Source organism: Arthrobacter sp. StoSoilB5, assembly GCF_019977235.1.
Lineage (GTDB): Bacteria > Actinomycetota > Actinomycetes > Actinomycetales > Micrococcaceae > Arthrobacter.
This window is the reverse complement of the sequence record NZ_AP024646.1, coordinates 3,948,747-3,974,051: the sequence shown is the minus strand read 5'-3', so window position 1 is coordinate 3,974,051 and position 25,305 is coordinate 3,948,747. Positions and strand designations below refer to the sequence as shown.

Here is a 25,305-nt window from a genome sequence, read left to right as displayed (position 1 = left end):
TGTGGCAAAGGCAAAGTTCGAGCGGACTAAGCCGCACGTCAACATCGGCACCATTGGTCACGTTGACCACGGTAAGACGACGCTGACTGCCGCCATTTCCAAGGTGCTGTACGACCAGTACCCGGACATCAACGAGCAGCGCGACTTCGCGTCCATCGACTCTGCTCCGGAAGAGCGCCAGCGCGGTATTACCATCAACATCTCCCACGTGGAGTACCAGACCGAGAAGCGTCACTACGCACACGTTGACGCCCCCGGTCACGCTGACTACATCAAGAACATGATCACCGGTGCTGCCCAGATGGACGGCGCAATCCTCGTGGTTGCTGCAACCGATGGTCCGATGGCCCAGACCCGTGAGCACGTTCTGCTCGCCCGCCAGGTTGGTGTTCCCTACCTGCTGGTCGCACTGAACAAGTCGGACATGGTTGATGACGAAGAACTCCTCGACCTCGTCGAAATGGAAGTTCGTGAGCTCCTGAGCTCGCAGGGCTTCGATGGCGATGAAGCTCCGGTTGTTCGCGTTTCCGGTCTGAAGGCACTGGAAGGCGACCCGGTTTGGGTCAAGTCCGTCCAGGACCTGATGGCAGCTGTCGACGAGTCCGTTCCGGACCCCGTACGTGACCGCGACAAGCCGTTCCTGATGCCGATCGAAGACGTCTTCACCATCACCGGTCGTGGCACCGTTGTTACGGGCCGCGCCGAGCGTGGAACCCTCGCCATCAACTCCGAGGTCGAGATCGTCGGCATCCGCCCGATCCAGAAGACCACGGTTACCGGTATCGAGATGTTCCACAAGCAGCTCGACGAAGCATGGGCCGGCGAGAACTGTGGCCTCCTGCTCCGCGGTCTCAAGCGCGACGACGTCGAGCGTGGCCAGGTTGTCGTCAAGCCGGGTTCCATCACCCCGCACACCGACTTCGAGGCCAACGTCTACATCCTTTCCAAGGACGAAGGCGGACGTCACAACCCGTTCTACTCGAACTACCGCCCGCAGTTCTACTTCCGTACCACGGACGTAACCGGCGTTATCACCCTGCCGGAAGGCACGGAAATGGTTATGCCTGGCGACAACACTGAGATGACCGTTGAGCTCATCCAGCCGATCGCTATGGAAGAGGGCCTCGGCTTCGCTATCCGCGAAGGCGGCCGCACCGTTGGTTCGGGACGTGTTACCAAGATCATCAAGTAGTTCCTACTTGTAGATCGGCGAACTTCCGGCATCGCCGGCAGCGAGCCAGGAAGAACCCCATCGCTTCTGCGGTGGGGTTCTTCTTTGCTATCATTAATCTATCGATTGGATTAATGCCGTGCAGGTGCTGCGCCCGGCTTCACCCTAGGAGCTTCCATGCTGGGATTCTTGACGACCGGACTTGTGCTCTTGCTTGTCGGCATTATCGGTTTCACAGGCTACGCCATGGGCCTGGTGCGGGGCCGCAGGGAAGGTGCCCGTTCGAGGCCGGCCGCCGGAATGGACGACGCCGCCTCTTACCGTGCCGGTTACCTCGCCGGCCATCTGGCTGGCTGGGGGGACGCACTAGGGCAGAGCAGGCCACCCCTAGCGCCGAAGCGCCCAGCGCCGCAGCGTTCACCTGCAGTCGAGCAGCCGATGCCGGTCCAGTTCGCGGCCATGCCTCCGGACTTTCGGCAGACCGTGAGAATCGCAACACATGGTGTGCCGCCGTCGTATGGTGGCGTGCCTGCTCCGCAGCGGGGTCTGGCTCCCACACCGCATGGGCGGCAATTCCAGCCGGCGCTTCCCCAGCCTGAGAGCCCGGAAGCCGCAGCCGCCCGAAAGGAGAAGCGTGACCGGCAAAACATCAACGTCACCCTCTACGTCGCGAGTCTGTTGCTTGTTGCCGCAGGCGCCCTGTTCATTGGGACCAGCCTTCCGGAGCTCCTTCGCTTTGTGGCTATCTGGGCCATCACCTTATTGTTCTATGCCTCCGGACTGATCCTCCAGCCAAGGGTGCCCCGGCTTCGCCCGGCAGCCATAGCTTTCACCGGAACGGGGCTGGCACTTGTCCCGGTTACAGGTCTGGCCATGTATAACTTTGCCCTTCATCACGGCCCCACGGCATGGCTGGTCACATCCTTGCTGGGAACCGTTGCCTACATCTACGCAGCACTGCGCCTGGACAACAAGGTGCTGGCGCTGCTCTCCCTCACCTTCGTGGTTTCCACGGCATGGTCCGGCGTAGCGGTGCTTGGCGGGGCCTTGGTCTGGTACTTTACGGCGTTGATTGGCGTTGCCATTCTCTTGACACTCGGGGCGCTGGTCCGCCCGCGTTGGCTGCCGCCGCTTTATGTCCGCCCACTGGTGATGCTTCATCCGTTTGTAGTGCCTTTGGTGGGGCTCGCGGTGAGCCTGACGCCGAACTTCCTGGCCAAGGGGGAGTACCCCTTGGTCATGCTGATGTGCGGGCTCTACTTTGCCGTGATGGTGCTGGTGCAGTCACGCCAACACCTGCAGTCACGCCAACACCTGCAGTCACGCCAACACCGATTGCTCAATTTCTACGGCGCCCGCATCGCCTTCACCCTGGCGGTGCTGGGGCTCGTGTGGGATACAACCACGGATTCAAGCCTTGTTGTGCTGGCTGGAATCATTTGCCTTGGTGTCCAATCCCTTGGAGTCGCGTTCGGCGGGGAACGGCTGCTTCCAGGCACGTGGTGGTACGACGCCGTGTGCTGCCTCGGTCTGCAACTTGTGGCCACAGTTGTGCTCACGGTTGTGCTTGGCGTGGGAACCTTCCACCTCCCTGAGTTTGTGCCACTCTTCATAGCGATGCCGACTGCCATGGTGCTGGGCTGGAAGCTGGGCCAGGGGGCGGAGTTTGCACCGGCCGCAGTACTGGTTGTGGCAGCACCGTTCGTTGGGTTGTTGGGCGCTTGGCCGGTGACCGCCCTGCTCGGTGTTGCGGCAATGTATTGGTTCCTTCGGGCTACAACCCAGCCGGGGGAACTTCGATACTTCTACGTTCTGGCTGGGCGGGTGGCTCTTACGCTAACCGTCACTGCGTTGGCCGCGGGCGTCTTCACCGATCATCCGGACAGGTCTTCCTACACGATGTTCGTTTTTGTGGCGGCGTGCACCGTGCAGCAGACGTTGAGTGCCGTGCTTGAGCGTACTGGCGTTCGCACCGTGGCGGGGCAGGCATCCCTGGCCGGGTTCGGCGGGGCGGCAATAGCAGGCCTCTTTGCTTTACCCATTTTCGACGCCGCGCCCGGGCGCCCCACAGCGGCAGTTGCTGTGGGCGTGGTGCTTGCCGCCGGATTGCTCTCCGGTTGGTTGGCGTTTCCACAGCGTGGGGACGGTAGTGATGCCCGTTCCACGGGCGATGGTGCCGCGTTGACGTGGCGGCCGACAATGGGGGAGTTCCTGGTTCCTGCGGCCGCGGCGGTCTCGGGCACGGTGGCTGTGGTTGCTGTGTCGTGGACACTGGGGAACCTGGTTCTCCTGGCCGCGGTCACCTACTTCTGCGCCACAGCCCTCCGGTTGCCTGCTTCCCTGCATAGGCAGTGCTACTGGTGGTTGTCGCGGGCCGTAGGAACGGTGTTGGCTGCCTCTGCGTACGCCGACGCAACGAGGGACGCACCGGGTCTCTATCTGGCTGGCGAGGAGCTTAGCGTTGGCCTGCTTGTCGTCATCGTTCTTGCCCTGCAGCTGATCCTGCCTCTGCGTGCGGGCTACGTTGGGAAGCACCTGCGGGCTGGCATTATCGATGCTGGAGTGGTGCTTGCTGGCATGGCCCTGTGCAGTACGTTCTTCACAATGGACGTGGCGCCCGGCGTTCGCGAGGGCTGGCAACCAGGCGCCGTGGCCACCATAACGGCGGCGGCGGCCGTGGCCGTCAGCGTGCGGCTTCGCGGCCACCGGCTGGCATGGTTGTTCGCTCCGGGGGCACTGGTGCTGTTGCTCGCCCTGCGGAGTGGAAATGCCAGGGATGTGGAGCTCCTGCTGGGCATCTTTGCGGCTTACGGCGGCTTCATGGTTGCTGTGACCAGCCAACGCTTTGCCCGGGGTGGATACCTGATTGCGGTGCGGATTCTGTCGGGGGCGTTCGTCACCCTGGTGGTGGCCGACTTCACGGAGTCGGCTGCGGCTGCGTCTCTTACCGTGGCACTGGTCCTCATCCTGCAGCTGCTGCTGCAGTTCCTTGTGCAGTCCTTCCTTCAGCGACGAGGCAGCGACGACCCCTTCCAAAAGGCAATAGTATGGGCGATTCCAGGTGTCCAGCTTCTTCTGCCACTGATCTACTTACTCGCAGCAGATTACGACGGCGGTGGCCGTTGGGTGGTTCTCGCCGAGTTGGCCCTCGTCCCGGTAGCCGCCGCCATTGCATGGCGCATTTTTGGTGCCCGGGGAGCGCAGTACTTCGGAATCGCCGGTGTCACGGCAGGAGTGATCCTGATCGGACCCTCTATGTCCTTCCCGGCACAGACGTGGCTGCAACAGCCGCTGCTGGACAGGTACCAAGTGCCATGCGTGTTTCTGGCACTGGCAGTGGCTGCCATCGTTGCCAGGGCACTTTGGCGGCCCGCGACTGCAGGGGCTGCCATGACTGGCAAGGGTTCAGTCTCGAATGTGGCGGAAAGGTGGCTGTGGTTTGTTTCGGCACTTACCTTCACTGCGACCGGCGGGTTGTTCGCTGCGGACACGTCACTGGCGGGTCCTGGTCTTGCTGTCCTGGGTCTTGCAGTTCTGGTGCTGGCATCGGTGCTGTTCGCTGCCTCGCACTTTGAGGGGATGCCGTCCCTCTATTCCGCCGGGGCGCCCGCCGCGCTGGTTGGTGCTGTGACCGCCGTCGACGGTTTATTTGATGGTCCGGGCCTGGGTGCGTGGAGCGCATTCGTGCCGTGGCTGGTTGGCGGCGTCGGAACGGGCGCGGCCATGTACGCAACCGGACGGATGGGCGGCCGGTGCATCACGTCGCAACCTTGGCGGCGGAACGCCCTGGCGATAACGTCGATCATCGGGTTTGGCATAGCAGCGGCCGTCGGCCTGGGGCGGGACCAGACCTCGTTGATGGGTGCAGCCCTCATCCTCGTTTCCGGAGTGGTGGTGGTCATCGAGGTCACGGGAGGCAAGAGGCTGGCCGGAGAAATCACTGCCCTGGCTACACTCGCAGGGTTCCAGCGGGCGCTGCTGTTTGTGGATGGCGGCGCGCCGGACTGGTTCTGGGCGGCGCAATGGTACGTCGTTGCCGGCGCGGTTTTGGCAGGGCTGCGCTACATGGACCGGCAACGTTCCGAGGGACAGCTGCGGCTTGCAGTCACTGCAGGACTCCTCTCCTTGACGGCCGTGGGGACAACGTTCATGGGGACCTCGTCCCAACAGATATACGTCCTCGTGGCTTATGTGGTGCTCCTGGTGACCGGGCTCCTCCTGGCCGGGCGCATGTTCGTGTGGTGGGGCGCCGTTGGCGTGGCAGCCAGCGTCATGTGGGCGCTGCGCAGTTACGCATTCGCGATGCTGGCGCTCGTCGCATTGGCCCTCATCGTGATCGCCGTATGGCGGTTGAACCGGAAACCCCCGGCAACCGACGACCACTACCCAGCAGGCGAACGCTCAGCGGCATCCAGCCAGGATGGAATCCGCTAACGTTGAACTCAATGAGAGGAGCAGCATGGAATTCCTGATTTTCCTTGTCATCATCGCGGGGATCGGCGGTGCGGTGCTATGGGGCCGTAAGTACTTCCGCAACGAGATCGACCGGGCAAAGCGCATCAACCGCGCCAACAAGAACAAGTAACCGGGGCGGGAGTTAACCCGCGTGGGCTAGGGATCCTGATGGCGGGCCCGCCCCAGGGCCCGGTACCAGTAAAACGAATCTTTGGGCGTGCGCTCCAACGTGTCGAAGTCCACGTGAACCAAGCCAAATCGTTGCGAGTACCCTGCCGCCCACTCGAAATTGTCCAGGAGCGTCCACACGTAGTAACCGCGGAGTTGGACATCCTCGGCGAGGCCGCCCGGCCCTGTAGCCGTCAGCGCGTGGCCAAGATGCTCCGCCAAGTAGCTGATCCGGTTGTGGTCCTGTATGGGCCCATCCACGTGCGAAGGCTCCGGGAAGCTGGCCCCGCCTTCGGTGATGTAGACCGGAGGAAGGGCATCGCCATACCGGTCCTTCATCTCGCGCAGCAGTAAAGCCAGGTGCTCCGGCGCCACCGGCCAGCCGAATCCCGTTGTTTCGTACTCTTGGTAGGCGGCCAGGTGGAACGGCACCTTCGTCATTTCGACCGCCGTGCCGGTGGGGATCTCGGCGGGTCCACGGCCTGCAGCAACCTTGACCGGGTAGTAATAGTTGAGCCCGTAGAAGTCCAATGGCTGGCTGATCAGTTCAAGGTCACCATCCTTGATGGTTCCCAACGACCGGAACCAGGGTTTCATGGGCAGCGGTGGCTTGGGGTACTGGCCCAGCAGGATGGCGTCAGCATATATGCGGTTGAGGAGCACGTCGAAGGACTGGGCCATCAACCGGTCCGAGAGGCTGTTGCTGGCCGGCCGGACGGGGGAGTGCATATTGGAGATGCCGATCTGCCCTTTCACGCCGGCTTCACGCAGGGCGCGTACGGCCATCCCATGGCCCAGCAGTTGGTGATGGGCCGCCGGCAGGGCATCGAACAACAACTGGCGGCCGGGAGCATGGACGCCCAGGGCATAGCCTTGGAGCGTCACGGAAACAGGTTCGTTCATGGTGACCCAATGCTCCACCCGGTCCCCAAAGCGATCCGCGGCAGCACTGCAATAGATGGCAAAGCGTTCCGCTGTATCCCGATTCATCCAGCCGCCGGCGTGCTCAAGTTCCAGTGGAGTATCCCAATGGAACAGGGTTGCCATGGGTGAGATACCGGCAGCGAGGAGTTTATCGATCAGGCGATCGTAGAAGTCCAGGCCACGCTGGTTGATTCCGCCCTTGCCGCCGGGCTGGATCCTGGGCCAGGAAAGGGAGAACCGATACGAGTCGATGCCGAGTTCCTGCATCAGGGTGATATCTTCATCAGCGCGGTTGTAGTGATCGCACGCAATGGTGGGGGAGTCGCCGTCGACAATTACTCCCGGCTTCTGCGCGAAGGCATCCCAGCCCGACGGTCCACGCCCATCAGCGGCCACGGAACCTTCAATCTGGAAGGCTGCTGCAGCGACCCCCAGTGTGAACCCTGGACGTAGGCGGGCAGCCAAATCTTCCACGGAACCCGTATCCTGGGCGGTCATTCCACTATCATCCCCAGCAGACGGCAGCTGTGGCAATGGCCACCCGTCCTCCGATTGGCCTTTGGGTTTTATTTCCGGCATACTGGATGAGTTGTTCAAGCGCTTCTTCGTGTCCCGATCCGGATAATGCCGGGTGTCAGGGTCCAGGCTGAAGCCCAAACATAACCCTGAACCCCATGGAATGCGGTCGAGTCTGCGTGGAAATCGCGACACGCCCGACCGCGGGGGTCGGTGCGCCGGCAGGTTGAGGAACCCGGAATATCCGGATTCAGCTTGTGCGGCGTGTGGTGGTAGAACCTCAAACGCTTCGGCGGCCACATCAACAGGTAAGTAAACAGAGCAGCCCTAACTAGAGCAGCACTAGCTGAAAGAGAGTCAGGCGACATGGCGGGACAAAAAATCCGCATCCGGCTGAAGTCATATGACCACGAGGTCATTGATGTTTCAGCGCGGAAGATCGTTGAGACGGTCACGCGCGCAGGCGCAACGGTAGTCGGCCCGGTGCCGCTGCCCACGGAGAAGAACGTTTACTGCGTTATTCGCTCTCCTCACAAGTACAAGGACAGCCGTGAGCACTTTGAAATGCGTACTCACAAGCGTCTGATCGACATCATCGACCCCACGCCGAAGGCCGTTGACTCGCTTATGCGTCTCGACCTGCCTGCAGACGTGAACATCGAAATCAAGCTCTAGGGAGGTGCTGAGAGACTATGACCGCAACCCGTAACGTAAAGGGCCTGCTGGGCACGAAGCTCGGCATGACCCAGGTCTGGGACGAGAACAACAAGCTCATCCCGGTAACTGTCGTCCAGGCTGACTCCAACGTCATCACGCAGCTGCGCAACGCAGAGGTAGATGGCTACGTCGCCGTCCAGATCGGCTACGGCCAGATCGACCCCCGCAAGGTAACCAAGCCGCTGGCTGGTCACTTTGAAAAGGCTGGCGTCACCCCTCGCCGCCACGTCGTCGAACTGCGTACCGCAGACGCCGCATCCTACGAGCTGGGCCAGGAGCTCTCTGTTGAGATCTTCGAAGCCGGCCAGAAGATCGACGTCGTCGGCACCTCAAAGGGTAAGGGCTTCGCCGGTGTTATGAAGCGTCACGGCTTCCACGGCGTTGGCGCTTCCCACGGTGCCCACAAGAACCACCGTAAGCCTGGCTCCATCGGTGGCGCATCCACCCCGAGCCGCGTCTTCAAGGGCCTGAAAATGGCCGGCCGCATGGGCGCCGAGCGTCACACGACGCTGAACCTCACGGTTCACGCTGTTGACGTTGAGAAGTCGCTGCTCCTTATCAAGGGCGCCGTCCCCGGTGCCCGCGGCCAGGTCGTACTCGTACGCACCGCCGTGAAGGGAGCCTAGTTAGATGACTAGCACTGTCAAGGTAGACCTGCCTGCAGAGATCTTCGACGTCCAGACCAACGTGCCCCTGTTGCACCAGGTCGTCGTCGCACAGCTCGCTGCTGCCCGCCAGGGTACCCACAAGACGAAGACCCGCGCCGAGGTTTCCGGTGCAGGTCGCAAGCCGTTCAAGCAGAAGGGCACCGGCCGCGCCCGTCAGGGTTCCATCCGTGCTCCTCACATGACCGGCGGTGGCGTTGTCCACGGTCCGACCCCTCGTGACTACAGCCAGCGCACCCCCAAGAAGATGAAGGCTGCTGCTCTCCGCGGCGCCCTGTCTGACCGCGCCCGCAACGGTCGCATCCACGTCATCGCTGAACTGGTAGCCGGCACCAAGCCGTCCGCCAAGGAAGCACTGGCTTCGCTGCGTGCAGTCTCCGAGCGTAAGAACCTGCTCGTTGTTATCGAGCGCGCCAACGACGTCGCTGCACTCTCCGTGCGCAACCTCGCAGATGTTCACGTTCTGTACGCAGACCAGCTGAACACCTACGACGTTCTCATCTCCGACGACGTGGTCTTCACCAAGGCTGCTTTCGAGGCGTTCGTCGCTGACAAGGCCAAGAACGAGGAGGCCTCCAAGTGAGCGTAACCACCATCAAGGACCCGCGCGACGTCGTGCTTGCACCCGTCGTATCGGAAAAGAGCTACGGTCTGATCGACGAAGGCAAGTACACCTTCCTGGTGGACCCTCGCTCGAACAAGACCGAGATCAAGTTGGCCGTAGAGAAGATCTTCTCGGTCAAAGTTGACTCGATCAACACCATCAACCGTGCCGGTAAGCGCAAGCGCACCAAATTCGGCTGGGGACAGCGCAAGAGCACCAAGCGTGCAATTGTCACCCTCAAAGAAGGCACAATCGACATCTTCGGCGGTCCGCTCGCGTAGCGGAGACCACTTTAACGAGGAAATAAATTATGGGAATCCGTAAATACAAGCCGACTACCCCGGGCCGTCGTGGCTCGAGCGTAGCCGACTTTGCTGAAATCACGCGATCGACTCCGGAAAAGTCGTTGCTGCGTCCGCTGCACAAGACTGGCGGCCGTAACAACTCCGGTAAGATCACCACCCGTCACAAGGGTGGTGGGCACAAGCGCCAGTACCGTCTGATCGACTTCCGTCGTCACGACAAGGACGGCATCAACGCCCGCGTTGCCGAAATCGAGTACGACCCGAACCGTACGGCTCGCATCGCACTCCTGCACTACGTTGATGGCACCAAGCGTTACATCATCGCTCCTAACAAGCTGGCCCAGGGTGACTTCGTCGAGGCTGGCCCCGACGCTGACATCAAGCCGGGCAACAACCTGCCGCTGCGCAACATCCCGGTTGGTACCGTTATCCACGCAGTTGAACTGCGTCCGGGTGGCGGCGCCAAGATGGCACGTTCCGCCGGTGCTTCGGTACAGCTCGTTGCAAAGGAAGGCCGCTTCGCCCAGCTGCGTCTGCCCTCCGGCGAAATCCGCAACGTTGACGTGCGCTGCCGCGCAACCGTCGGCGAGGTCGGCAACGCCGAGCAGTCGAACATCAACTGGGGCAAGGCCGGCCGTATGCGCTGGAAGGGCGTTCGCCCGACCGTCCGTGGTGTAGCCATGAACCCGGTTGACCACCCGCACGGTGGTGGTGAAGGTAAGACTTCCGGTGGACGTCACCCGGTTAACCCGAACGGCAAGCCCGAGGGCCGTACCCGCCGTCCGAACAAAGAGAGCGACAAGCTTATTGTTCGTCGCCGCCGTACTGGCAAGAACAAGCGATAGGAGCCTGGACACATGCCACGCAGCCTGAAAAAAGGTCCTTTCGTTGACCAGCACCTCTTTGTGAAGGTCGCACGGGAAAACGATAAGGGCACCAAGAACGTCATCAAGACCTGGTCCCGCCGTTCGATGATCATCCCCGACATGCTCGGGCACACGATCGCCGTACACGACGGACGCAAGCACATTCCGGTGTTTGTCACTGAGTCGATGGTCGGGCACAAGCTCGGCGAATTCGCTCCCACGCGGACATTCCGCGGCCATGTTAAGGACGACCGTAAGGGCAAGCGCCGCTAGGCGCCTGGCTTTACGTCTTAGACGAGAGAAGGAAAGCAATGGAAGCCAAGGCTATTGCGCGTCACATCCGCGTAACGCCTATGAAGGCCCGGCGCGTCGTCAACCTTGTTCGTGGTAAGCAAGCGAATGAGGCTCTGGCAATTCTGAAGTTTGCCCCCCAGGCAGCTTCGGAGCCGGTATTCAAGGTACTTCAGTCGGCAATGGCCAACGCACGTGTCCTCGCGGACCGTGATGGCGTTGCATTCGACGACAGCGACCTGTTCATCAGCGAAGCATTCGTTGATGAAGGCCCGACCATGAAGCGGTTCCAGCCGCGTGCCCAAGGCCGCGCCTACCGCATTAGGAAGCGGACCAGCCACATCACCGTGGTCGTCGCAACCCCGGAGAAAGAGGAGGCTCGCTAAGTGGGACAGAAAGTAAACCCGCACGGGTTCCGACTCGGCATCACCACCGACCACGTTTCGCACTGGTTTGCTGACAGCAACAAGGCCGGACAGCGCTACAAGGACTTCGTCCGCGAGGACATCAAGATCCGTCAGCTCATGTCCACTGGCATGGAGCGCGCCGGTATCGCCAAGGTTGAGATCGAGCGCACCCGTGACCGTGTCCGCGTGGATATCCACACGGCACGCCCGGGTATCGTCATCGGTCGCCGTGGCGCCGAGGCAGACCGCATCCGCGGCGAGCTCGAAAAGCTCACTGGCAAGCAGGTTCAGCTGAACATCCTCGAGGTCAAGAACCCCGAGATGGAAGCACAGCTTGTTGCCCAGGGCATCGCTGAGCAGCTGACTTCCCGCGTGGCTTTCCGCCGTGCGATGAAGAAGGCCATGCAGTCCGCACAGCGTGCGGGTGCCAAGGGTATCCGTGTTGCTTGCTCGGGTCGTCTGGGTGGCGCAGAAATGTCCCGCTCGGAGTTCTACCGCGAAGGCCGTGTGCCCCTGCACACCCTCCGTGCGAACATCGACTACGGCTTCTACGAAGCCAAGACCACCTTCGGCCGCATCGGTGTGAAGGTTTGGATCTACAAGGGTGACGTAACCGCCAAGGAACTGGCTCAGCAGGCAGCTGCTGCTCCGTCCCGTGGCCGCGCAGGAGACCGTCCGGGCCGCCCGGGTGGCGACCGCCGTCGTCGTAACGACCGCCCGGCCGCTGACGCAGCACCGGTTGCTGCAGAGGCTCCGGCCGCTGAAGCTGCTGCTCCGGCAGCAGAAGGAGGAGAGGCTTAAATGCTTATCCCACGTCGAGTCAAGCACCGTAAGCAGCACCACCCGGGTCGTTCCGGCGCTGCAACGGGTGGCACCAAGGTCAGCTTCGGTGAGTACGGTATCCAGGCCCTGAGCCCGGCATACGTGACGAACCGTCAGATCGAGTCCGCCCGTATCGCGATGACCCGCCACATCAAGCGTGGCGGTAAGGTCTGGATCAACATCTACCCGGACCGTCCGCTGACGAAGAAGCCTGCTGAAACCCGTATGGGTTCCGGTAAGGGTTCTCCGGAATGGTGGGTCGCAAACGTCAAGCCGGGCCGGGTTCTCTTCGAACTCTCCGGTGTCAATGAAGAGGTAGCTCGCGAGGCCCTGCGCCTGGCAATCCACAAGCTCCCGTTGAAGGCACGCATTGTGCGTCGCGAAGGTGGTGAATAGAAATGGCAGTAGGGTCGAAGGATCTCGCACCCGCACAGCTGGACGGTTTCGACAACGAGCGTCTCGTTGAAGAACTCCGCAAGTCCAAGGAAGAGCTGTTCAACCTGCGTTTCCAGTCCGCCACCGGACAGCTGGAGAACCACGGTCGCCTGCGTGCGGTAAAGAAGGACATCGCACGCATCTACACCGTTCTCCGTGAGCGCGAGCTGGGCATTCGTGCCGAGGTTGCCGCACCGGTTGTGGAAGCCAAGGAAGAAAAGAAGTCCAAGAAGGCTGCCAAGGCTGAAACGGCCGAAGCTGAAGCTGGAGAGGACGCCAAGTGAGCGAGAAGGAAACTGTGACGGAAGCAGCAGCCAGCGCTGAACAGCGCGGTTACCGTAAGACGCGTCGCGGCTACGTTGTCTCTGACAAGATGGAAAAGACCATCGTTGTTCAGGTTGAAGACCGCGTGAAGCACGCTCTGTACGGCAAGGTTATTCGCCGCACCTCGAAGATCAAGGCTCACGACGAAGAGAACACCGCCGGTATCGGCGACCTCGTTCTCATCTCTGAGACCCGCCCGCTGTCCGCTACCAAGCGGTGGCGCCTGGTGGAGATCCTCGAAAAGGCAAAGTAAATCCGACGCCGGGCCTGCCCGGTTTGGATTCATTGGAAGGGTCCGCGTTCTGCATGGAACGCGGGCCCTTCCGCGTTCCTGGCCCGTTTCGGAAAGGGCCGCGAAACATGCTAGGATATTGAGTTTGTATGGCGCCATTTGTGTGTCATCCACTACCTCGTAAACAATCGTGCCGCTGCATACTGCCCCGCGCAGAGTTTTCTGCAAGGGAAGCTGATGCTCGTGGCACGGGCGTTTAGGCCTGTTCTGGCAAAATCCAGGCAGGTCAAGAGACACCCCGATCAACCGTTCCGCAAGGCTCATTCCGTATGCATGATTTCGGTCTGAGAACCGGCGCGACGCAAGGAGTAAAAATTGATTCAGCAGGAGTCGCGACTCAAGGTCGCCGACAACACGGGTGCTAAGGAAATCCTTACCATTCGCGTTCTCGGTGGATCCGGTCGTCGCTACGCAGGCATTGGCGACGTCATCGTCGCTACCGTCAAGGACGCTATTCCCGGCGGAAACGTAAAGAAGGGCGACGTCGTCAAGGCGGTCATCGTCCGTACCAAGAAGGAACGCCGCCGTGCGGATGGTTCCTACATCAAGTTTGACGAAAACGCAGCTGTGATCCTGAAGAACGACGGTGACCCCCGCGGTACCCGTATCTTCGGCCCGGTTGGTCGTGAACTTCGCGACAAGAAGTTCATGAAGATCGTTTCGCTGGCCCCGGAGGTGCTTTAGTCCATGGCTAAGATCAAGAAGGGTGACCTCGTTCAGGTCATCACCGGCGCCAAGCAGGAACGCGGCGGCGACCGCGGCAAGCAGGGCAAGGTCCTGCGCGTATTCCCGGACACCAACCGCGTGCTGGTAGAGGGAATCAACCGCGTCACCAAGCACACCAAGGTCGGTCAGTCGCAGCGCGGCACCAAGACCGGTGGCATTGAGGTCGTTGAGGCCCCGATCCACGTTTCCAACGTTGCTCTGGTTGACCCGTCGACCAAGAAGCCGACCCGTGTTGGTTTCCGTCTCGACACCGTTGAGAAGGATGGCGCTACCAAGACCGTCCGTATCCGCGTGTCCAAGGCCACCGGGAAGGACATCTGATGAGTGAGACACTGTCTGAGACCACCGTCGAAACGAAGATCGTTCCGCGTCTGAAGACCAAGTATGCAGAGACCATCAAGAAGTCCCTGCAGGACGAATTCAGCTATGCGAACGTGAACCAGGTTCCCCGCCTGGTGAAGGTTGTTGTGAACATGGGTGTTGGAGATGCCGCCAAGGACTCCAAGCTGATCGACGGCGCTGTCCGCGACCTCACCCTGATCACCGGCCAGAAGCCGCAGGTAACCAAGGCCCGCAAGTCGATTGCACAGTTCAAGCTGCGCGAAGGCATGCCGATCGGTGCACACGCAACCCTGCGTGGAGACCGCATGTGGGAATTCGTGGACCGTCTGGTTTCGCTGGCTCTGCCGCGTATCCGTGACTTCCGCGGCCTCAACGGCAAGCAGTTCGATGGCAACGGCAACTACACCTTCGGTCTGACCGAGCAGGTTATGTTCCACGAAATCGACCAGGACTCCATCGACCGCGTTCGCGGTATGGACATCACGGTCGTCACCACTGCCAAGACCGACGACGAAGGCCGCGCGCTGCTCAAGGCGCTTGGTTTCCCGTTCAAGACCGAAAACTAACTACGTAACAGGTCCGGCAGCGCAGGCTCGTAAGAGCAGGCGCAGCGGAAACCGTTATGAGGAAGGGCTATAGCCCAAATGACTATGACAGATCCTGTCGCAGACATGCTCACGCGTCTGCGCAATGCAAACTCGGCATACCACGACACCGTGACCATGCCGTACAGCAAGCTGAAGGCACGCGTTGCTGACATCCTGAAGGCAGAAGGCTACATTGCCGGCTGGAAGGAAGAAGACGCCGAGGTTGGCAAGAAGCTGACCATCGACCTGAAGTTCGGTCCGAACCGCGAGCGTTCCATCGCTGGCGTCCGCCGCATCTCCAAGCCCGGCCTCCGCGTTTACGCGAAGTCCACCAACCTGCCTCACGTGCTGGGTGGCCTGGGTATCGCTATCCTGTCCACCTCTTCCGGCCTCCTGACTGACAAGCAGGCCGGCAAGAAGGGCGTGGGCGGCGAAGTCCTCGCGTACGTCTGGTAACGGGAAAGGAAGAGAATAATGTCACGTATTGGACGTCTCCCCATCACCGTTCCTGCCGGAGTTGAGGTCAAGCTTGATGGCTCCGTCATCAGCGTCAAGGGTTCCAAGGGAGAGCTGAGCCACACTGTAGCCAGCCCGATCGAGGTTTCCCTGGAAGAGAACACTCTCACGGTCACCCGCCCGAACGACGAGCGCAACTCGCGTTCGCTGCACGGCCTGACCCGCACCCTGATCGCCAACATGATCCAGGGCGTTACCGAGGGCTACGAGAAGAAGCTTGAAATCGTCGGTACCGGTTACCGCGTTCAGGCCAAGGGTTCTGACCTGGAGTTCGCTCTTGGCTTCAGCCACCCGGTTAACGTCTCGGCACCCGAAGGCATCACCTTCGTAGTAGAGGGTCCGACCAAGCTCTCTGTTGCGGGTATCAACAAGCAGCAGGTCGGCGAGGTTGCTGCCAACATTCGCAAGCTGCGCAAGCCTGACCCCTACAAGGGCAAGGGTGTCCGTTACGCCGGCGAAGTCATCCGCCGCAAGGTCGGAAAGGCTGGTAAGTAAACCATGGCCATCGCAATTAACAAGAAGCGTACGAACAAGAGCAAGTCTGCTGCACGCAGCCGACGCCAGCTTCGTATCCGCAAGCGCATCACCGGTACGGCCGTACGTCCTCGTCTGGTCGTCAACCGTTCGGCACGCCACATCTTCGTCCAGGTTGTCGATGACAGCAAGGGTGTAACCGTGGCTTACGCTTCCACCCTGGAAGCTGACCTTCGCGCACTCGACGGAGACAAGACTGCCAAGGCCAAGCGCGTCGGCGAGCTCGTTGCCGAGCGTGCCAAGGCTGCAGGCGTCGAAGCTGTTGTCTTCGACCGTGGCGGTAACAAGTACCACGGCCGCATCGCCGCCGTCGCTGACGGTGCTCGCGAAGGTGGGCTGGCACTGTGACCGTTGAAAATAACGAAAAGGACATTCAGGTGACTGAAGCTGTAGCTGCTGAAGCAACTGAGACCGCACCCGCTACCGACGACCGCCGCGGCGGACGTCGTGGTGAGCGCGGCGAGCGTGGCCAGGGCCGCGGCGACCGTGGTGGCCGTGGTGGCCGCGACGGCGGTCGCGAAGCCGAGAAGAGCCAGTTCGTAGAGCGCGTTGTAACCATCAACCGCGTTGCCAAGGTCGTCAAGGGTGGTCGTCGCTTCAGCTTCACCGCCCTCGTCGTCGTCGGTGACGGCAACGGTATGGTTGGCGTCGGCTACGGCAAGGCCAAGGAAGTTCCTGCTGCTATCGCAAAGGGCGTTGAAGAGGCCAAGAAGTCCTTCTTCCGCGTTCCCCGCGTTGGCAACACCATCCCGCACCGTGTGCAGGGTGAGGCTGCTGCAGGCGTCGTCCTGCTGCGTCCGGCTTCCGCCGGTACCGGTGTTATCGCCGGTGGCCCGGTCCGCGCGGTACTGGAGTGCGTGGGTATCCACGACATCCTCTCCAAGTCGCTCGGTTCCTCCAACGCGATCAACATCGTTCACGCGACCGTTGACGCTCTGAAGCAGCTCGAAGAGCCCGCTTCCGTGGCTGCCCGCCGTGGCCTGCCGCTGGATGAGGTTGCTCCTGCTGCTCTGGTGCGCGCGCTCCAGAACCAGAAGGCAGGTGTTTAGTCATGGCTAAGAACCTGACTCCCTCCGACGCCAAGTTGGAGATCACCCAGATCAAGGGCGTCATCGGCGCCAAGCAGAACCAGAAGGCTACCCTTCGGTCCCTCGGCCTGAAGCGCATCGGACACACTGTTGTCCGCGACGCCGACGCCGTGACCGTTGGAATGCTCAACACGGTTCCGCACCTCGTGAATGTAGAGGAGGCGAAGTAATGGCAGAGAACAAGACCGCCGCAGAGGCTGCTGAGAAGCAGAACGCTCTGAAGGTCCACCACCTGCGTCCCGCCCCGGGTGCCAAGACCGCCAAGACCCGTGTTGGTCGTGGTGAAGGCTCCAAGGGTAAGACCGCTGGTCGCGGTACCAAGGGTACGAAGGCCCGCTACCAGGTAAAGGCTGGCTTTGCCGGTGGCCAGCTGCCGCTGCACATGCGCCTGCCGAAGCTGCGCGGCTTCAAGAACCCGTTCCGGGTTGAGTTCCAGGTTGTGAACCTGGACAAGCTCAACGAGCTGTTCCCGGAAGGTGGCGCTGTCACCGTTGAGTCCCTGGTTGAGAAGGGTGCCGTTCGCAAGAACCAGCCCGTCAAGGTCCTGGGCACTGGCGACATCACCGTCAAGGTTGACGTCACCGCCCACGCTTTCTCTTCCAGCGCTGCTGAAAAGATTGCTGCAGCAGGTGGAAGCACCACTGCTCTCTAAGAGCCAGTGGGGCTGATGCCCGTTGTAAAAATGATCCCGGTATGCGGGGCTTCGGCCCCGTATACCGGGATTTTTTGCGTGAAAGTGAACTCTCGATTATTACGACGGCGTCACAAGCAGCTAGACTCGGTTGTTGGGTTTCATTGAGCCCATCCACATCCTTGTACTTTCTACTCAGGAGGACGCTTGCTAAGCGCATTCGGCCGGGCGTTTCGGACGCCTGATTTGCGACGCAAGTTGTTGTTCACGCTGGGAATCATCACAATCTTCCGCTTGGGAGCTTTCATCCCCTCGCCTGGTGTGAACTACCAGAATGTCCAGCAATGCTTGAACACCGGTGACACCTCGCAGGGCATCTACCAGCTGGTTAACCTGTTCAGCGGCGGCGCGTTGCTGCAGGTCTCGATCTTTGCCCTGGGCATCATGCCCTACATCACGGCGAGCATCATCGTGCAGCTGCTCCGGGTGGTCATTCCCCGGTTCCAGCAGCTCTACGAGGAGGGCTCCTCGGGCCAGTCGAAGTTGACCCAGTACACCCGGTACCTCACCATCGCGCTTGGCCTCTTGAACGCCACCACCCTGGTGTCCTTGGCCCGTTCCGGCCAGCTGCTTCCGGGCTGTAACCTCCCGATCATTCCTGATGACAGCATCATCACCACCATCCTCATCATCATCACGCTGACGGCCGGCACCGGCCTCATCATGTGGATGGGCGAGCTCGTCACGGAAAAGGGTGTGGGCAACGGAATGTCGCTGCTCATTTTCACCTCCATCGCCGCAGGCTTCCCTGGATCACTGGGTTCCATCTGGACCTCCAAGGGCCCGGGAACGTTCTTCACCGTTCTGGCTGTGGGTCTGCTTACGGTGGCATTGGTGGTCTTCGTGGAACAGTCCCAGCGGCGGGTTCCGGTCCAGTATGCCAAGCGCATGATCGGACGCCGCACCGTGGGTGGCACCAGTACCTACATCCCCATCAAGGTGAACATGGCCGGCGTCGTGCCCGTCATCTTCGCTTCCTCCATGCTGTACCTGCCAGGCCTGATTGCGCAGTTCAACCAGCCGAAAGCAGGGGAGCAGTTGGCGCCCTGGGTTGAGTGGATCAACAACAACCTCACCCGTGGCGACCACCCCATCTACATGGCGCTCTACTTCGCCATGATCGTGTTCTTCACCTACTTCTACGTGGCCATCACCTTCAACCCTGAAGAAGTGTCGGACAACATGAAGAAGTACGGCGGGTTCATTCCGGGCATCCGGGCGGGTAAACCGACCGCGGACTACCTGCAGTACGTGCTTTCCAGGATCACCCTGCCTGGAGCCTTCTACCTGGGCTTCGTGGCGTTGATTCCGCTGGTTGCACTCGTCTTGATCAACGCCAACCAGAACTTCCCGTTTGGTGGCACGTCAATCCTGATCATGGTGGGTGTCGGTCTGGAAACCGTCAAGCAGATTGATGCGCAGCTACAACAACGTCACTACGAAGGGCTTTTGCGATGACGAGAATGCTGATCATTGGACCTCCCGGTTCGGGTAAGGGTACGCAGGCCGAGCGGATTTCCGAGCGGCTCGGTGTAGTCGCCATCTCCACAGGCGACATCTTCCGTGCCAACGTAAAGGGCGAAACCCCTTTGGGCATCGAAGCCAAGAAGTACATGGACGCAGGCGACTTCGTTCCGGACAGCGTCACGAACAACATGGTTCGCGACCGCCTGAGCCAGAGCGACGTCGAGAACGGCTTCCTCCTGGATGGCTACCCGCGCACCACTGCGCAGGTTGACTACCTGGACCAGATCCTCGCTGAAGGTGAGCAGGAGCTCGACGTCGTGCTCCAGCTGACTGCAGACGACGAAGAACTGGTGTCCCGCCTCCTGGGCCGTGCGAAGGAAACCGGACGCTCTGACGACAATGAAGCCGTCATCCGTCACCGCCTGGACCTCTACCACGAGCAGACTGAGGCCGTTGTTGCCAAGTATGCCGAGCGTGGGATCCTGACTCAGGTTGACGGCATCGGCGGAATCGACGAGGTCACCAACCGCGTCCTCACTGCCATCGAGTCGGCCAAGGCCGTCTAGCAGGCTTTTCCACATAGCCGGATTGTCGGCGCTGGAGCAAAGGGTGTGTCCCGTACCATTGGTGCGGGACACACCTTTTTCGTCTCGCGGCAGTTTTTTGGGGGAACCGCATGCAAACAGCTCTTTCCGGACACAGCAGGATTGCAGGTCTGGAGGTCTATCTCCCACCTGCGCGCCTGGACACAGCCGCCGTCGAACGTCGCATTGGCGAGTCGAGCCTTGGATTCCGCGTACCGAAGGGCTTGATCTCCCGGGTTACCGGCATCCGCTCCCGGAGTGTCATGGCGGACTCCGAGCAAGCGTCTGACCTTGCGGCCAATGCGGCGGCGAAGCTCCTTGCTGAATGCGGGCTGCAGGCCCCGGACATAGACCTCCTCATCTTCGCCTCCGCCAGCCAGGACATGGTGGAACCGGCCACGGGCCATATGGCAGCTGCCAAACTCGGTCTCGGCTGCCCTGTGATGGACGTGAAGAATGCGTGCAACAGTTTCCTGAACGGCCTTGAAGTGGCCGATGCCCTGATCGCTACGGGACGGTATGCCCGGGTCCTCGTGGTCACAGGGGAGTCGCCGTCGAGGGCGGTCCGTTGGACAGTTCCGGACTTCGAGACTTTTGCGTCCAGCTTTCCCGGGTACACGATGAGCGACGGCGGAGCGGCAGTGCTGCTGGAACCAGCGATTTCAGCGGCAATGGCGGAGACCCCACTGGATGCCGGTCCCGCAGGCATCCTTGCCATGGGCTTCAGTGCCCGAAGTAGCCATTGGGCCGTGGGCACCCTGGCCGCGGGCGGTTCCGCTTACCCGCGCGATCCGGAAGCCACCTATTTCACCATGGATGGGGAGAAGCTCAAGGATGCGTTCCTGGATCTGGGCTGTGGCATCCTCGATGACACACTGGATCGGCTTGAACTGGAGTGGACGGACTTCGCCGTGGTTTGCGTGCACCAGGTGAGCGCACCGTACCGGGAGATCTTCGCGGAGCGGGCCGGTGTTCCAACACGGCTCCTGGTGCCATCGGTAGAGGAGTTCGGAAATTTGGCCTCTGTTAGCCTGCCGCTGCAATTGAAGCTCGCCCTGGACAATGGCCGTTGCGGTCCGGGAGATCTCGTGGCGCTGGTGGGACTTGCCGGCGGCGTGAGCCTGGGTATGGCGGTGGTGCGGCTGTGATGCCGAAAAATGGCCTCGGAAGCACAGCGCCTACCAGGCCCCTGTCCATCGCTGTGCCCATGCTGAACGAAGAAAAGCTTGTCCGGCAGACGCTGGACTCCCTTGCGGGCCAGGAGTACCAGGACTTCACCATAGTGGTGGTCGACAATGGATCAACGGACTCCAGCTGCTTGATCGTGGCAGAGTTCGCCGCAGTCCATCCCACTATGGACATCAGGCTTGTGCATGAAGCCGAGAAGGGGACGGGCGCGGCCGCAGATACCGGCATGCGCTTTGGCGTGGATCACGGCGCCACGTGGCTGGCCCGCACGGATGCAGATTGCCTCGCCGCACCGGATTGGACCGCGAGGATTGTTCAGGCCTTCAACGACGGCCTGGAACTCATCGCCGGCCAACTTGTGCCACGTGAGGATGAAGGGATCAGTGCAAGGGAGCGGAGGATGATGCTGCTGGCCGTGGAGATCGCATCGTTCTTCGGCCGTATCCGTCCCGGCAACAAAGGCGACGGGTACCTGGGCCCGTATCAGATGCTTCCCGGGTGCAACATGGCGATCACTGCAGATATGTACCACCGTTCCGGCGGATTCCCGCGGACCAGCATAGAAGACCTCCACGAAGACCGCGCGCTGTCCAACCGCGTACGAAAGCTCAGCCGCAATTACGCGTTACGCCGGGATGTGGTTGTGTACGGCTCTTCACGGCGGGTGAAAGCCTGGGGCTTGAAGAACACTCTGGCTTGGTATGCAGACCACCGATACCGCCCGGAGCACGTGGACATCCGGTGACATGATGCCCAACAGAAGGATGCCCAACGGAGTGGTGACCAAGGCCGAGCGCTGGGAACAGCGTGTACAGCTGGGGGCACATCCATTGTTGTACCCGGCGATCCGGGGATTGGGCAGCATCCGGCCAGTCATCCGTTTACCTGGCCTTGGGGTCCTTGTCAGCGAAGCCACCTTGGTTCGTGACGTTCTCATGGATAGCGAACGATTCATCAAGAACGGACCGTCGGGTTCGGGTGCGCTCTGGACTCCTGTGGTGGGCCCCAAGGCGTTGGTAAACATGGACGGTGTGGCGCACAGGGAGCTGCGGCGCAAGCTCGCTGACCTCTTCACCCCACGTTCAGTGGCGGCGATTGTTGAGCCGGCAGGAGCTTCCCTTCATTCCCGCCTGCACCGCGGGCTGGACGCAGGTGGCCCCGTGGATCTGGTGGACGGCGTCAAGGAGCTCGCTGGCGGAGTGATCTCCAGGCTGCTTGGGGTGCCGGACGATGCACCTGGACGGCTGCCCAACAGGGAACTCTTCAACTTAGGGTCCTCCATCTCTTCGCTCGTCCGCTTGGGGCGCCCCACGCTGACGGTGAGGCAGGTCGCCAAGGGAAGATCCGCCGTCGGGGTCCTGGCTGGACCGGCGCGGGAAGCGTACCGGAAGAGCGACCCCCAAACGTTTCCCGGGCGGCTGCGCGGACTTGGCATGACCGAGGAAGAGGCCATGGGCATCATCAGTGCGTTCGTCATGGTTGGAACGGAGACTTTGGTGTCCTTTGTGCCGCGGCTGACTGCGCTGCTCGCGGACAGCGGACGCATCGAGGGCCTTGTTGATGACCGGCCCTCGGTTCCCTCGACCGTGAACGAGGCACTGCGGTTCACAGTGCCATCTCCCATGATGCTGAGGGATGTTGTTGCTCCTTCCAGCCTGGGCGGAGTCGCGGTCCGGGCAGGAGACCGCCTCCTGCTATCGACCGTTCACGCCTCCAAGAGCCTGGGCAGATTCGACCCCGAGATCCCTATCCCGGCGCATGCGCGTCAACTTTGGTTCGGGGCAGGTCCGCACTTTTGCATCGGCATGCCGTTGGCTATGGCCGAGATCAACGCGACGCTGAATTTGCTTCTGGACAGGTACGCCCAACATCCCTGGGCAATTTCGTCCCGTCAAGTGAGCAAGGGTGTTCTCATTCCGGGATACAGGAAGTTGGAGCTGGTCAATGCTTGACGACGCATTGTTGGAAGACACAGTGTCCGGCGCGGATCTCATCGCGGCGGTTTACGCGGCAGCGGAGCGCGTGCCGGATAGCCCAGCGATCACGGCGCCCGGCAGATTTTCCCGCTGGAGCCAGGTTCCGGGCCGCCTACGGCCCGGCCGGACCATCACGTACGGGCAGCTGGTGAACGGTATTGAAGCAACGGCCTTGCGCCTTCGCGAGGATGGCTTTGGTACTGGTGAACGGATGTTGTTCTCGGTCCGCCCCAGCCCAACAGCGTTCATCCTGGCACTCGGAGCCGTCCGGGCCGGTGGTTCGGTGGTGTTCATTGATCCCGGAATCGGACCCACGCTCTTCCGTGACCGGACCGAACTCGCGGCCCCACGATGGGCTGCCGCTGAGTCGCTCCTGTACGCGGTGAGCACCCGGAGCCCGCTGCGGCCACTGGCCCGGCGCCGGGGTTTGCTGCTTCCGGACTACGGCGCCATGGACGTCAGGCACTACTACTCCGGACCGTGGCTCCCGGGAGTTCCCCGGGGCGCGACGCCCGTGAAGAGTCTGGCGAAACCGGCGCCGCCTGCGGATAGGGTTCCACCGTCTGCAGGGACGTCCTCTGCGCAGGAAGCCGTGATCATCTTTACATCCGGGACCACCGGTGCTCCCAAAGGGGTGGTGCACACCCGGGGTTCCCTTGCGGCGGGGTTTGAGCAACTCAGCCTGCGCTGTACTTTTGGCGAGGGTGATCGCATCCACTCCGAGCAGCTGATGATGGGACTGCCGGCCCTCATCGCTGGCGCCCACTGGACAATGCCGGGCTATGGCTTCTCCGCACACATCGATCCCCTTCGTTTGGCACGGGAGCTTGGTCCGGTGGCTGGGAAAGAAGACTCGTACGACGGCGCCACGCACCTTTTCCTCGTGCCCTCCCAGTTGGCGCCCATCCTGGATGCCATCGAGAACGGCACTGTCACGCTGCCAGAGACTCTGGGGACCGTGATGCTGGGTGCCGCACCGGTGTTGGCTCCGTTCTTGAAGCGGGCCATGGCGCTGCTTCCCGGCGTCGAGTTCAAGCTCATATATGGCATGACGGAGTTGCTGCCCATCGCTATCGCTGATGGTCGGGAGAAGCTGGCGTTCGCGTCCGGCGCCGAGGCCCAGTTCAGATCGCCTGACGGCAGCGGCGAAGGCGATTTCCTCGGCGAGCCATTGCCCGCTGTCCGGATCCGCGTGGGAGAGGACCACGAACTGTTCGCCCGGGGGCCGAACATGTGCCAGGGATATCTGGGCAGGGAAGCAATGATGGAGCACGCCACGGGAGACCTGGTACGGCTGGACCACGGTGCTGGAGGAGCGGGAACGGGGGCCGCGCGCTTGGTGATGATTGGGCGTAAGAAGGACATGATCATCAGGGGCAAGACCAATATCTACCCTGCACTGCATGAACCGCTGATCGCCTCAATACCCGGAGTTCAGCAGGCCGTCATGGTCGGGGTTCCGGATGGGATCGGTGATGAAGCTGTGTGGCTGGCCGTCGTGGCTGCGGAGGAGGAAGCAGGCACCAAGGGGGAGACCGGAGCGCATCTGAGGGCAAGGCTCGCCAAGGAGCTTCCGAAGATGATCGATGAATCAGCGCTGCCCGACCATATCGAAATCCTGGATGCCATCCCTGTCGGCGGACGCCACAAGAAGCCGGACCGCGAAGCACTTCGGCGGGAATTTGCCCTCAGGTCCACTGACAATGCTGGCGTTCCGTGAGGATCGCGGTCACCGGGGCCACGGGGTTCATTGGGGGAGCAGTGGCCGCTGCCGCAGAAGCCCGAGGCTGGGAAGTTGTGCGATTCACACGGCGCCAAGGCCCCGGGCTGACATATTGGGACCTGACCGGCGTGCCGCCAGCCCGCGTGCCGGCGGTTGACGCGGTGATCCATGCGGCGGCCCACGTGGCGGACTGGGGGAACGCCCGCACGTTCTACCGCACCAACGTCCTGGGTACGCGTGCTGTAGCTGAGGCTTACCCGACTACACGCCTGGTGCACATTTCCAGTTCCAGCGTCTACCCCTGGTGGGAGTCGTGTACCAACCGCGGCGAGGAGGACGTGGCTGAGCGCCACGTGAACGCATATGCAAGAAGCAAGGCGCTCGCAGACGTCGAGGCCCGACGCCATGGCAACGCCGTGGCTCTTCGGCCGCATGGCGTTTACGGGCCGGGGGATAGGACGCTCCTGCCGCGCCTGGTCAGCAATATCCGCCACGGGCGGCTTCTCACTGTGGGGCACGGCGGTATACGTCACCAGCTCACACACGTGCAGAACCTGACGCAAGCCGTGCTGGCAGCTTGCCAGTCTGGCGTCAACGGAGCCGTCAACGTGGCCGATGCCGCGCCGGTGGAACTGGGTGTCGTGCTTAGGCAAGTGTTGGATGCAACCGGTCATGCCGGCGTGGGTATCAGTTACATTCCTGAGCCTGCTGCCATGGCCCTTGCCGGCATTTCCGAGGGCTTTGCCCTCGCTTCCGGGCGGGCACCACGCCTTACACGCTACGCTGTCAGCCAGCTCGGACGGAACAGAACCTACCGTTTGGACCGATTGCGCGACGAGCTGGGAATTGAGCCAATTTCGACCATGCTCTCCAATGCGGGAAAATGGTTGGAGCATGGGGCCTGATCGGCTCCTACAGCAA

31 protein-coding genes are annotated in these 25,305 nt (G+C 61.6%); 30 read left to right on the top strand and 1 reads right to left on the bottom strand.

Features of this window, described 5'->3' with window-relative positions; genetic code table 11:
• Position 1: 1 nt before the first annotated feature.
• The 3 genes from tuf (at position 2) to LDN75_RS24200 (ending at position 5,756) form a co-directional block, all read left to right on the top strand.
• Positions 2-1,192, top strand: a complete 1,191-nt coding sequence (tuf, locus tag LDN75_RS17995) for an elongation factor Tu (protein ID WP_223933983.1) — start codon at positions 2-4, stop codon at positions 1,190-1,192.
• A 156-nt stretch (positions 1,193-1,348) separates the two neighbouring features.
• The gene (locus tag LDN75_RS17990; protein WP_223933981.1) at positions 1,349-5,605 is read left to right on the top strand and encodes a hypothetical protein; all 4,257 of its coding nucleotides are present in this window, start codon (positions 1,349-1,351) and stop codon (positions 5,603-5,605) included.
• 25 nt (positions 5,606-5,630) lie between these two features.
• Positions 5,631-5,756: a hypothetical protein gene (locus LDN75_RS24200; RefSeq protein ID WP_263422332.1), complete on the top strand. Its 126-nt coding sequence runs from the start codon at positions 5,631-5,633 to the stop codon at positions 5,754-5,756.
• 26 nt (positions 5,757-5,782) lie between these two features.
• Here the strand turns inward: LDN75_RS24200 and LDN75_RS17985 are convergent, their stop codons facing one another.
• A complete protein-coding gene (locus LDN75_RS17985; protein ID WP_223933979.1) occupies positions 5,783-7,216 on the bottom strand; it encodes a GH1 family beta-glucosidase in 1,434 nt (477 codons plus the stop codon).
• A 384-nt stretch (positions 7,217-7,600) separates the two neighbouring features.
• Between LDN75_RS17985 and rpsJ the strand changes: the two genes are divergently transcribed.
• The 27 genes from rpsJ to LDN75_RS17850 all read left to right on the top strand — a co-directional run bounded on the left by rpsJ (position 7,601) and on the right by LDN75_RS17850 (position 25,289).
• Positions 7,601-7,909, top strand: coding sequence for a 30S ribosomal protein S10 (gene rpsJ, locus LDN75_RS17980; protein WP_003803825.1), 309 nt, complete (start codon positions 7,601-7,603; stop codon positions 7,907-7,909).
• A 17-nt stretch (positions 7,910-7,926) separates the two neighbouring features.
• Positions 7,927-8,577, top strand: a complete 651-nt coding sequence (rplC, locus tag LDN75_RS17975; RefSeq protein WP_026539807.1) for a 50S ribosomal protein L3 — start codon at positions 7,927-7,929, stop codon at positions 8,575-8,577.
• A 4-nt stretch (positions 8,578-8,581) separates the two neighbouring features.
• On the top strand, positions 8,582-9,199 hold the full coding sequence (gene rplD, locus LDN75_RS17970; protein WP_223933977.1) for a 50S ribosomal protein L4: 618 nt from the start codon (positions 8,582-8,584) through the stop codon (positions 9,197-9,199).
• Positions 9,196-9,501, top strand: coding sequence for a 50S ribosomal protein L23 (gene rplW, locus LDN75_RS17965; RefSeq protein WP_011775593.1), 306 nt, complete (start codon positions 9,196-9,198; stop codon positions 9,499-9,501). The genes rplD and rplW overlap by 4 nt, the downstream gene beginning before the upstream one ends.
• A gap of 29 nt (positions 9,502-9,530) precedes the next feature.
• A complete protein-coding gene (gene rplB / locus LDN75_RS17960; protein WP_133202376.1) occupies positions 9,531-10,370 on the top strand; it encodes a 50S ribosomal protein L2 in 840 nt (279 codons plus the stop codon).
• A 12-nt stretch (positions 10,371-10,382) separates the two neighbouring features.
• Complete coding sequence (rpsS, locus tag LDN75_RS17955; protein WP_011775591.1) at positions 10,383-10,664, top strand: 30S ribosomal protein S19; 282 nt, start codon at positions 10,383-10,385, stop codon at positions 10,662-10,664.
• Between the two features lie 38 nt (positions 10,665-10,702).
• Positions 10,703-11,068 carry a 50S ribosomal protein L22 gene (gene rplV, locus LDN75_RS17950; protein WP_090817766.1) on the top strand — a complete coding sequence of 122 codons (366 nt, stop codon included), beginning with the start codon at positions 10,703-10,705 and terminating at the stop codon, positions 11,066-11,068.
• Positions 11,069-11,890, top strand: a complete 822-nt coding sequence (rpsC, locus tag LDN75_RS17945) for a 30S ribosomal protein S3 (RefSeq protein WP_216925088.1) — start codon at positions 11,069-11,071, stop codon at positions 11,888-11,890.
• Positions 11,891-12,307 (top strand): 50S ribosomal protein L16, encoded by a 417-nt coding sequence (gene rplP, locus LDN75_RS17940; RefSeq protein ID WP_003803795.1) that lies wholly within the window; start codon positions 11,891-11,893, stop codon positions 12,305-12,307. It abuts the gene before it with no gap.
• Positions 12,308-12,309: 2 nt separating this feature from the next.
• Positions 12,310-12,630: a 50S ribosomal protein L29 gene (gene rpmC, locus LDN75_RS24230; RefSeq protein WP_275959788.1), complete on the top strand. Its 321-nt coding sequence runs from the start codon at positions 12,310-12,312 to the stop codon at positions 12,628-12,630.
• Positions 12,627-12,923: a 30S ribosomal protein S17 gene (gene rpsQ, locus LDN75_RS17930; protein ID WP_011775587.1), complete on the top strand. Its 297-nt coding sequence runs from the start codon at positions 12,627-12,629 to the stop codon at positions 12,921-12,923. The genes rpmC and rpsQ overlap by 4 nt, the downstream gene beginning before the upstream one ends.
• Positions 12,924-13,277: 354 nt before the next feature.
• On the top strand, positions 13,278-13,646 hold the full coding sequence (rplN, locus tag LDN75_RS17925; protein WP_003803789.1) for a 50S ribosomal protein L14: 369 nt from the start codon (positions 13,278-13,280) through the stop codon (positions 13,644-13,646).
• A gap of 3 nt (positions 13,647-13,649) precedes the next feature.
• Positions 13,650-14,009: a 50S ribosomal protein L24 gene (gene rplX, locus LDN75_RS17920; RefSeq protein WP_062073171.1), complete on the top strand. Its 360-nt coding sequence runs from the start codon at positions 13,650-13,652 to the stop codon at positions 14,007-14,009.
• A complete protein-coding gene (gene rplE / locus LDN75_RS17915; protein WP_223933975.1) occupies positions 14,009-14,596 on the top strand; it encodes a 50S ribosomal protein L5 in 588 nt (195 codons plus the stop codon). Before rplX ends, rplE begins: the two co-directional genes overlap by 1 nt.
• A 78-nt stretch (positions 14,597-14,674) precedes the next feature.
• Positions 14,675-15,073 (top strand): 30S ribosomal protein S8, encoded by a 399-nt coding sequence (rpsH, locus tag LDN75_RS17910; protein WP_216925090.1) that lies wholly within the window; start codon positions 14,675-14,677, stop codon positions 15,071-15,073.
• A gap of 18 nt (positions 15,074-15,091) precedes the next feature.
• Complete coding sequence (rplF, locus tag LDN75_RS17905) at positions 15,092-15,628, top strand: 50S ribosomal protein L6 (RefSeq protein ID WP_144659422.1); 537 nt, start codon at positions 15,092-15,094, stop codon at positions 15,626-15,628.
• A 3-nt stretch (positions 15,629-15,631) separates the two neighbouring features.
• Positions 15,632-16,015 (top strand): 50S ribosomal protein L18, encoded by a 384-nt coding sequence (gene rplR, locus LDN75_RS17900; protein WP_223933973.1) that lies wholly within the window; start codon positions 15,632-15,634, stop codon positions 16,013-16,015.
• Between the two features lie 29 nt (positions 16,016-16,044).
• Positions 16,045-16,716, top strand: coding sequence for a 30S ribosomal protein S5 (gene rpsE, locus LDN75_RS17895; protein ID WP_216925200.1), 672 nt, complete (start codon positions 16,045-16,047; stop codon positions 16,714-16,716).
• A gap of 2 nt (positions 16,717-16,718) precedes the next feature.
• Entirely contained in the window at positions 16,719-16,925 is a 207-nt protein-coding gene (rpmD, locus tag LDN75_RS17890; RefSeq protein ID WP_216925092.1) for a 50S ribosomal protein L30, read from the top strand.
• Positions 16,925-17,407 (top strand): 50S ribosomal protein L15, encoded by a 483-nt coding sequence (rplO, locus tag LDN75_RS17885; protein ID WP_216925093.1) that lies wholly within the window; start codon positions 16,925-16,927, stop codon positions 17,405-17,407. Before rpmD ends, rplO begins: the two co-directional genes overlap by 1 nt.
• A 186-nt stretch (positions 17,408-17,593) precedes the next feature.
• The gene (gene secY / locus LDN75_RS17880; RefSeq protein ID WP_223933971.1) at positions 17,594-18,904 is read left to right on the top strand and encodes a preprotein translocase subunit SecY; all 1,311 of its coding nucleotides are present in this window, start codon (positions 17,594-17,596) and stop codon (positions 18,902-18,904) included.
• 5 nt (positions 18,905-18,909) lie between these two features.
• Complete coding sequence (locus tag LDN75_RS17875; protein WP_223937624.1) at positions 18,910-19,479, top strand: adenylate kinase; 570 nt, start codon at positions 18,910-18,912, stop codon at positions 19,477-19,479.
• Positions 19,480-19,589: 110 nt separating this feature from the next.
• Positions 19,590-20,645, top strand: coding sequence for a 3-oxoacyl-[acyl-carrier-protein] synthase III C-terminal domain-containing protein (locus LDN75_RS17870; RefSeq protein ID WP_223933969.1), 1,056 nt, complete (start codon positions 19,590-19,592; stop codon positions 20,643-20,645).
• Between the two features lie 59 nt (positions 20,646-20,704).
• On the top strand, positions 20,705-21,430 hold the full coding sequence (locus LDN75_RS17865) for a glycosyltransferase (RefSeq protein ID WP_263422331.1): 726 nt from the start codon (positions 20,705-20,707) through the stop codon (positions 21,428-21,430).
• Positions 21,387-22,637: a cytochrome P450 gene (locus LDN75_RS17860; protein ID WP_223933967.1), complete on the top strand. Its 1,251-nt coding sequence runs from the start codon at positions 21,387-21,389 to the stop codon at positions 22,635-22,637. Before LDN75_RS17865 ends, LDN75_RS17860 begins: the two co-directional genes overlap by 44 nt.
• On the top strand, positions 22,630-24,381 hold the full coding sequence (locus tag LDN75_RS17855) for a class I adenylate-forming enzyme family protein (RefSeq protein WP_223933965.1): 1,752 nt from the start codon (positions 22,630-22,632) through the stop codon (positions 24,379-24,381). The genes LDN75_RS17860 and LDN75_RS17855 overlap by 8 nt, the downstream gene beginning before the upstream one ends.
• Positions 24,378-25,289, top strand: coding sequence for an NAD(P)-dependent oxidoreductase (locus LDN75_RS17850; RefSeq protein WP_223933963.1), 912 nt, complete (start codon positions 24,378-24,380; stop codon positions 25,287-25,289). Before LDN75_RS17855 ends, LDN75_RS17850 begins: the two co-directional genes overlap by 4 nt.
• The last annotated feature ends 16 nt before the right edge of the window (positions 25,290-25,305 follow it).

Coding starts and splice junctions, on each gene's coding strand:
- LDN75_RS17860 (WP_223933967.1), top strand. CDS start 21,387: ATGCAGACCACCGATACCGCCCGGAGCACGTGGACATCCGGTGACATG.
- LDN75_RS17865 (WP_263422331.1), top strand. CDS start 20,705: ATGCTGAACGAAGAAAAGCTTGTCCGGCAGACGCTGGACTCCCTTGCG.
- LDN75_RS17875 (WP_223937624.1), top strand. CDS start 18,910: ATGCTGATCATTGGACCTCCCGGTTCGGGTAAGGGTACGCAGGCCGAG.
- LDN75_RS17870 (WP_223933969.1), top strand. CDS start 19,590: ATGCAAACAGCTCTTTCCGGACACAGCAGGATTGCAGGTCTGGAGGTC.
- rpsS (WP_011775591.1), top strand. CDS start 10,383: ATGCCACGCAGCCTGAAAAAAGGTCCTTTCGTTGACCAGCACCTCTTT.
- rplC (WP_026539807.1), top strand. CDS start 7,927: ATGACCGCAACCCGTAACGTAAAGGGCCTGCTGGGCACGAAGCTCGGC.
- LDN75_RS24200 (WP_263422332.1), top strand. CDS start 5,631: ATGGAATTCCTGATTTTCCTTGTCATCATCGCGGGGATCGGCGGTGCG.
- LDN75_RS17990 (WP_223933981.1), top strand. CDS start 1,349: ATGCTGGGATTCTTGACGACCGGACTTGTGCTCTTGCTTGTCGGCATT.
- rplF (WP_144659422.1), top strand. CDS start 15,092: ATGTCACGTATTGGACGTCTCCCCATCACCGTTCCTGCCGGAGTTGAG.
- rplR (WP_223933973.1), top strand. CDS start 15,632: ATGGCCATCGCAATTAACAAGAAGCGTACGAACAAGAGCAAGTCTGCT.
- rplX (WP_062073171.1), top strand. CDS start 13,650: ATGGCTAAGATCAAGAAGGGTGACCTCGTTCAGGTCATCACCGGCGCC.
- rpmD (WP_216925092.1), top strand. CDS start 16,719: ATGGCTAAGAACCTGACTCCCTCCGACGCCAAGTTGGAGATCACCCAG.
- rplV (WP_090817766.1), top strand. CDS start 10,703: ATGGAAGCCAAGGCTATTGCGCGTCACATCCGCGTAACGCCTATGAAG.
- rpsJ (WP_003803825.1), top strand. CDS start 7,601: ATGGCGGGACAAAAAATCCGCATCCGGCTGAAGTCATATGACCACGAG.
- LDN75_RS17985 (WP_223933979.1), bottom strand. CDS start 7,216: ATGACCGCCCAGGATACGGGTTCCGTGGAAGATTTGGCTGCCCGCCTA.
- LDN75_RS17855 (WP_223933965.1), top strand. CDS start 22,630: ATGCTTGACGACGCATTGTTGGAAGACACAGTGTCCGGCGCGGATCTC.
- rplE (WP_223933975.1), top strand. CDS start 14,009: ATGAGTGAGACACTGTCTGAGACCACCGTCGAAACGAAGATCGTTCCG.
- rplB (WP_133202376.1), top strand. CDS start 9,531: ATGGGAATCCGTAAATACAAGCCGACTACCCCGGGCCGTCGTGGCTCG.
- rpmC (WP_275959788.1), top strand. CDS start 12,310: ATGGCAGTAGGGTCGAAGGATCTCGCACCCGCACAGCTGGACGGTTTC.
- rpsH (WP_216925090.1), top strand. CDS start 14,675: ATGACTATGACAGATCCTGTCGCAGACATGCTCACGCGTCTGCGCAAT.
- rplO (WP_216925093.1), top strand. CDS start 16,925: ATGGCAGAGAACAAGACCGCCGCAGAGGCTGCTGAGAAGCAGAACGCT.
- rplD (WP_223933977.1), top strand. CDS start 8,582: ATGACTAGCACTGTCAAGGTAGACCTGCCTGCAGAGATCTTCGACGTC.
- rplP (WP_003803795.1), top strand. CDS start 11,891: ATGCTTATCCCACGTCGAGTCAAGCACCGTAAGCAGCACCACCCGGGT.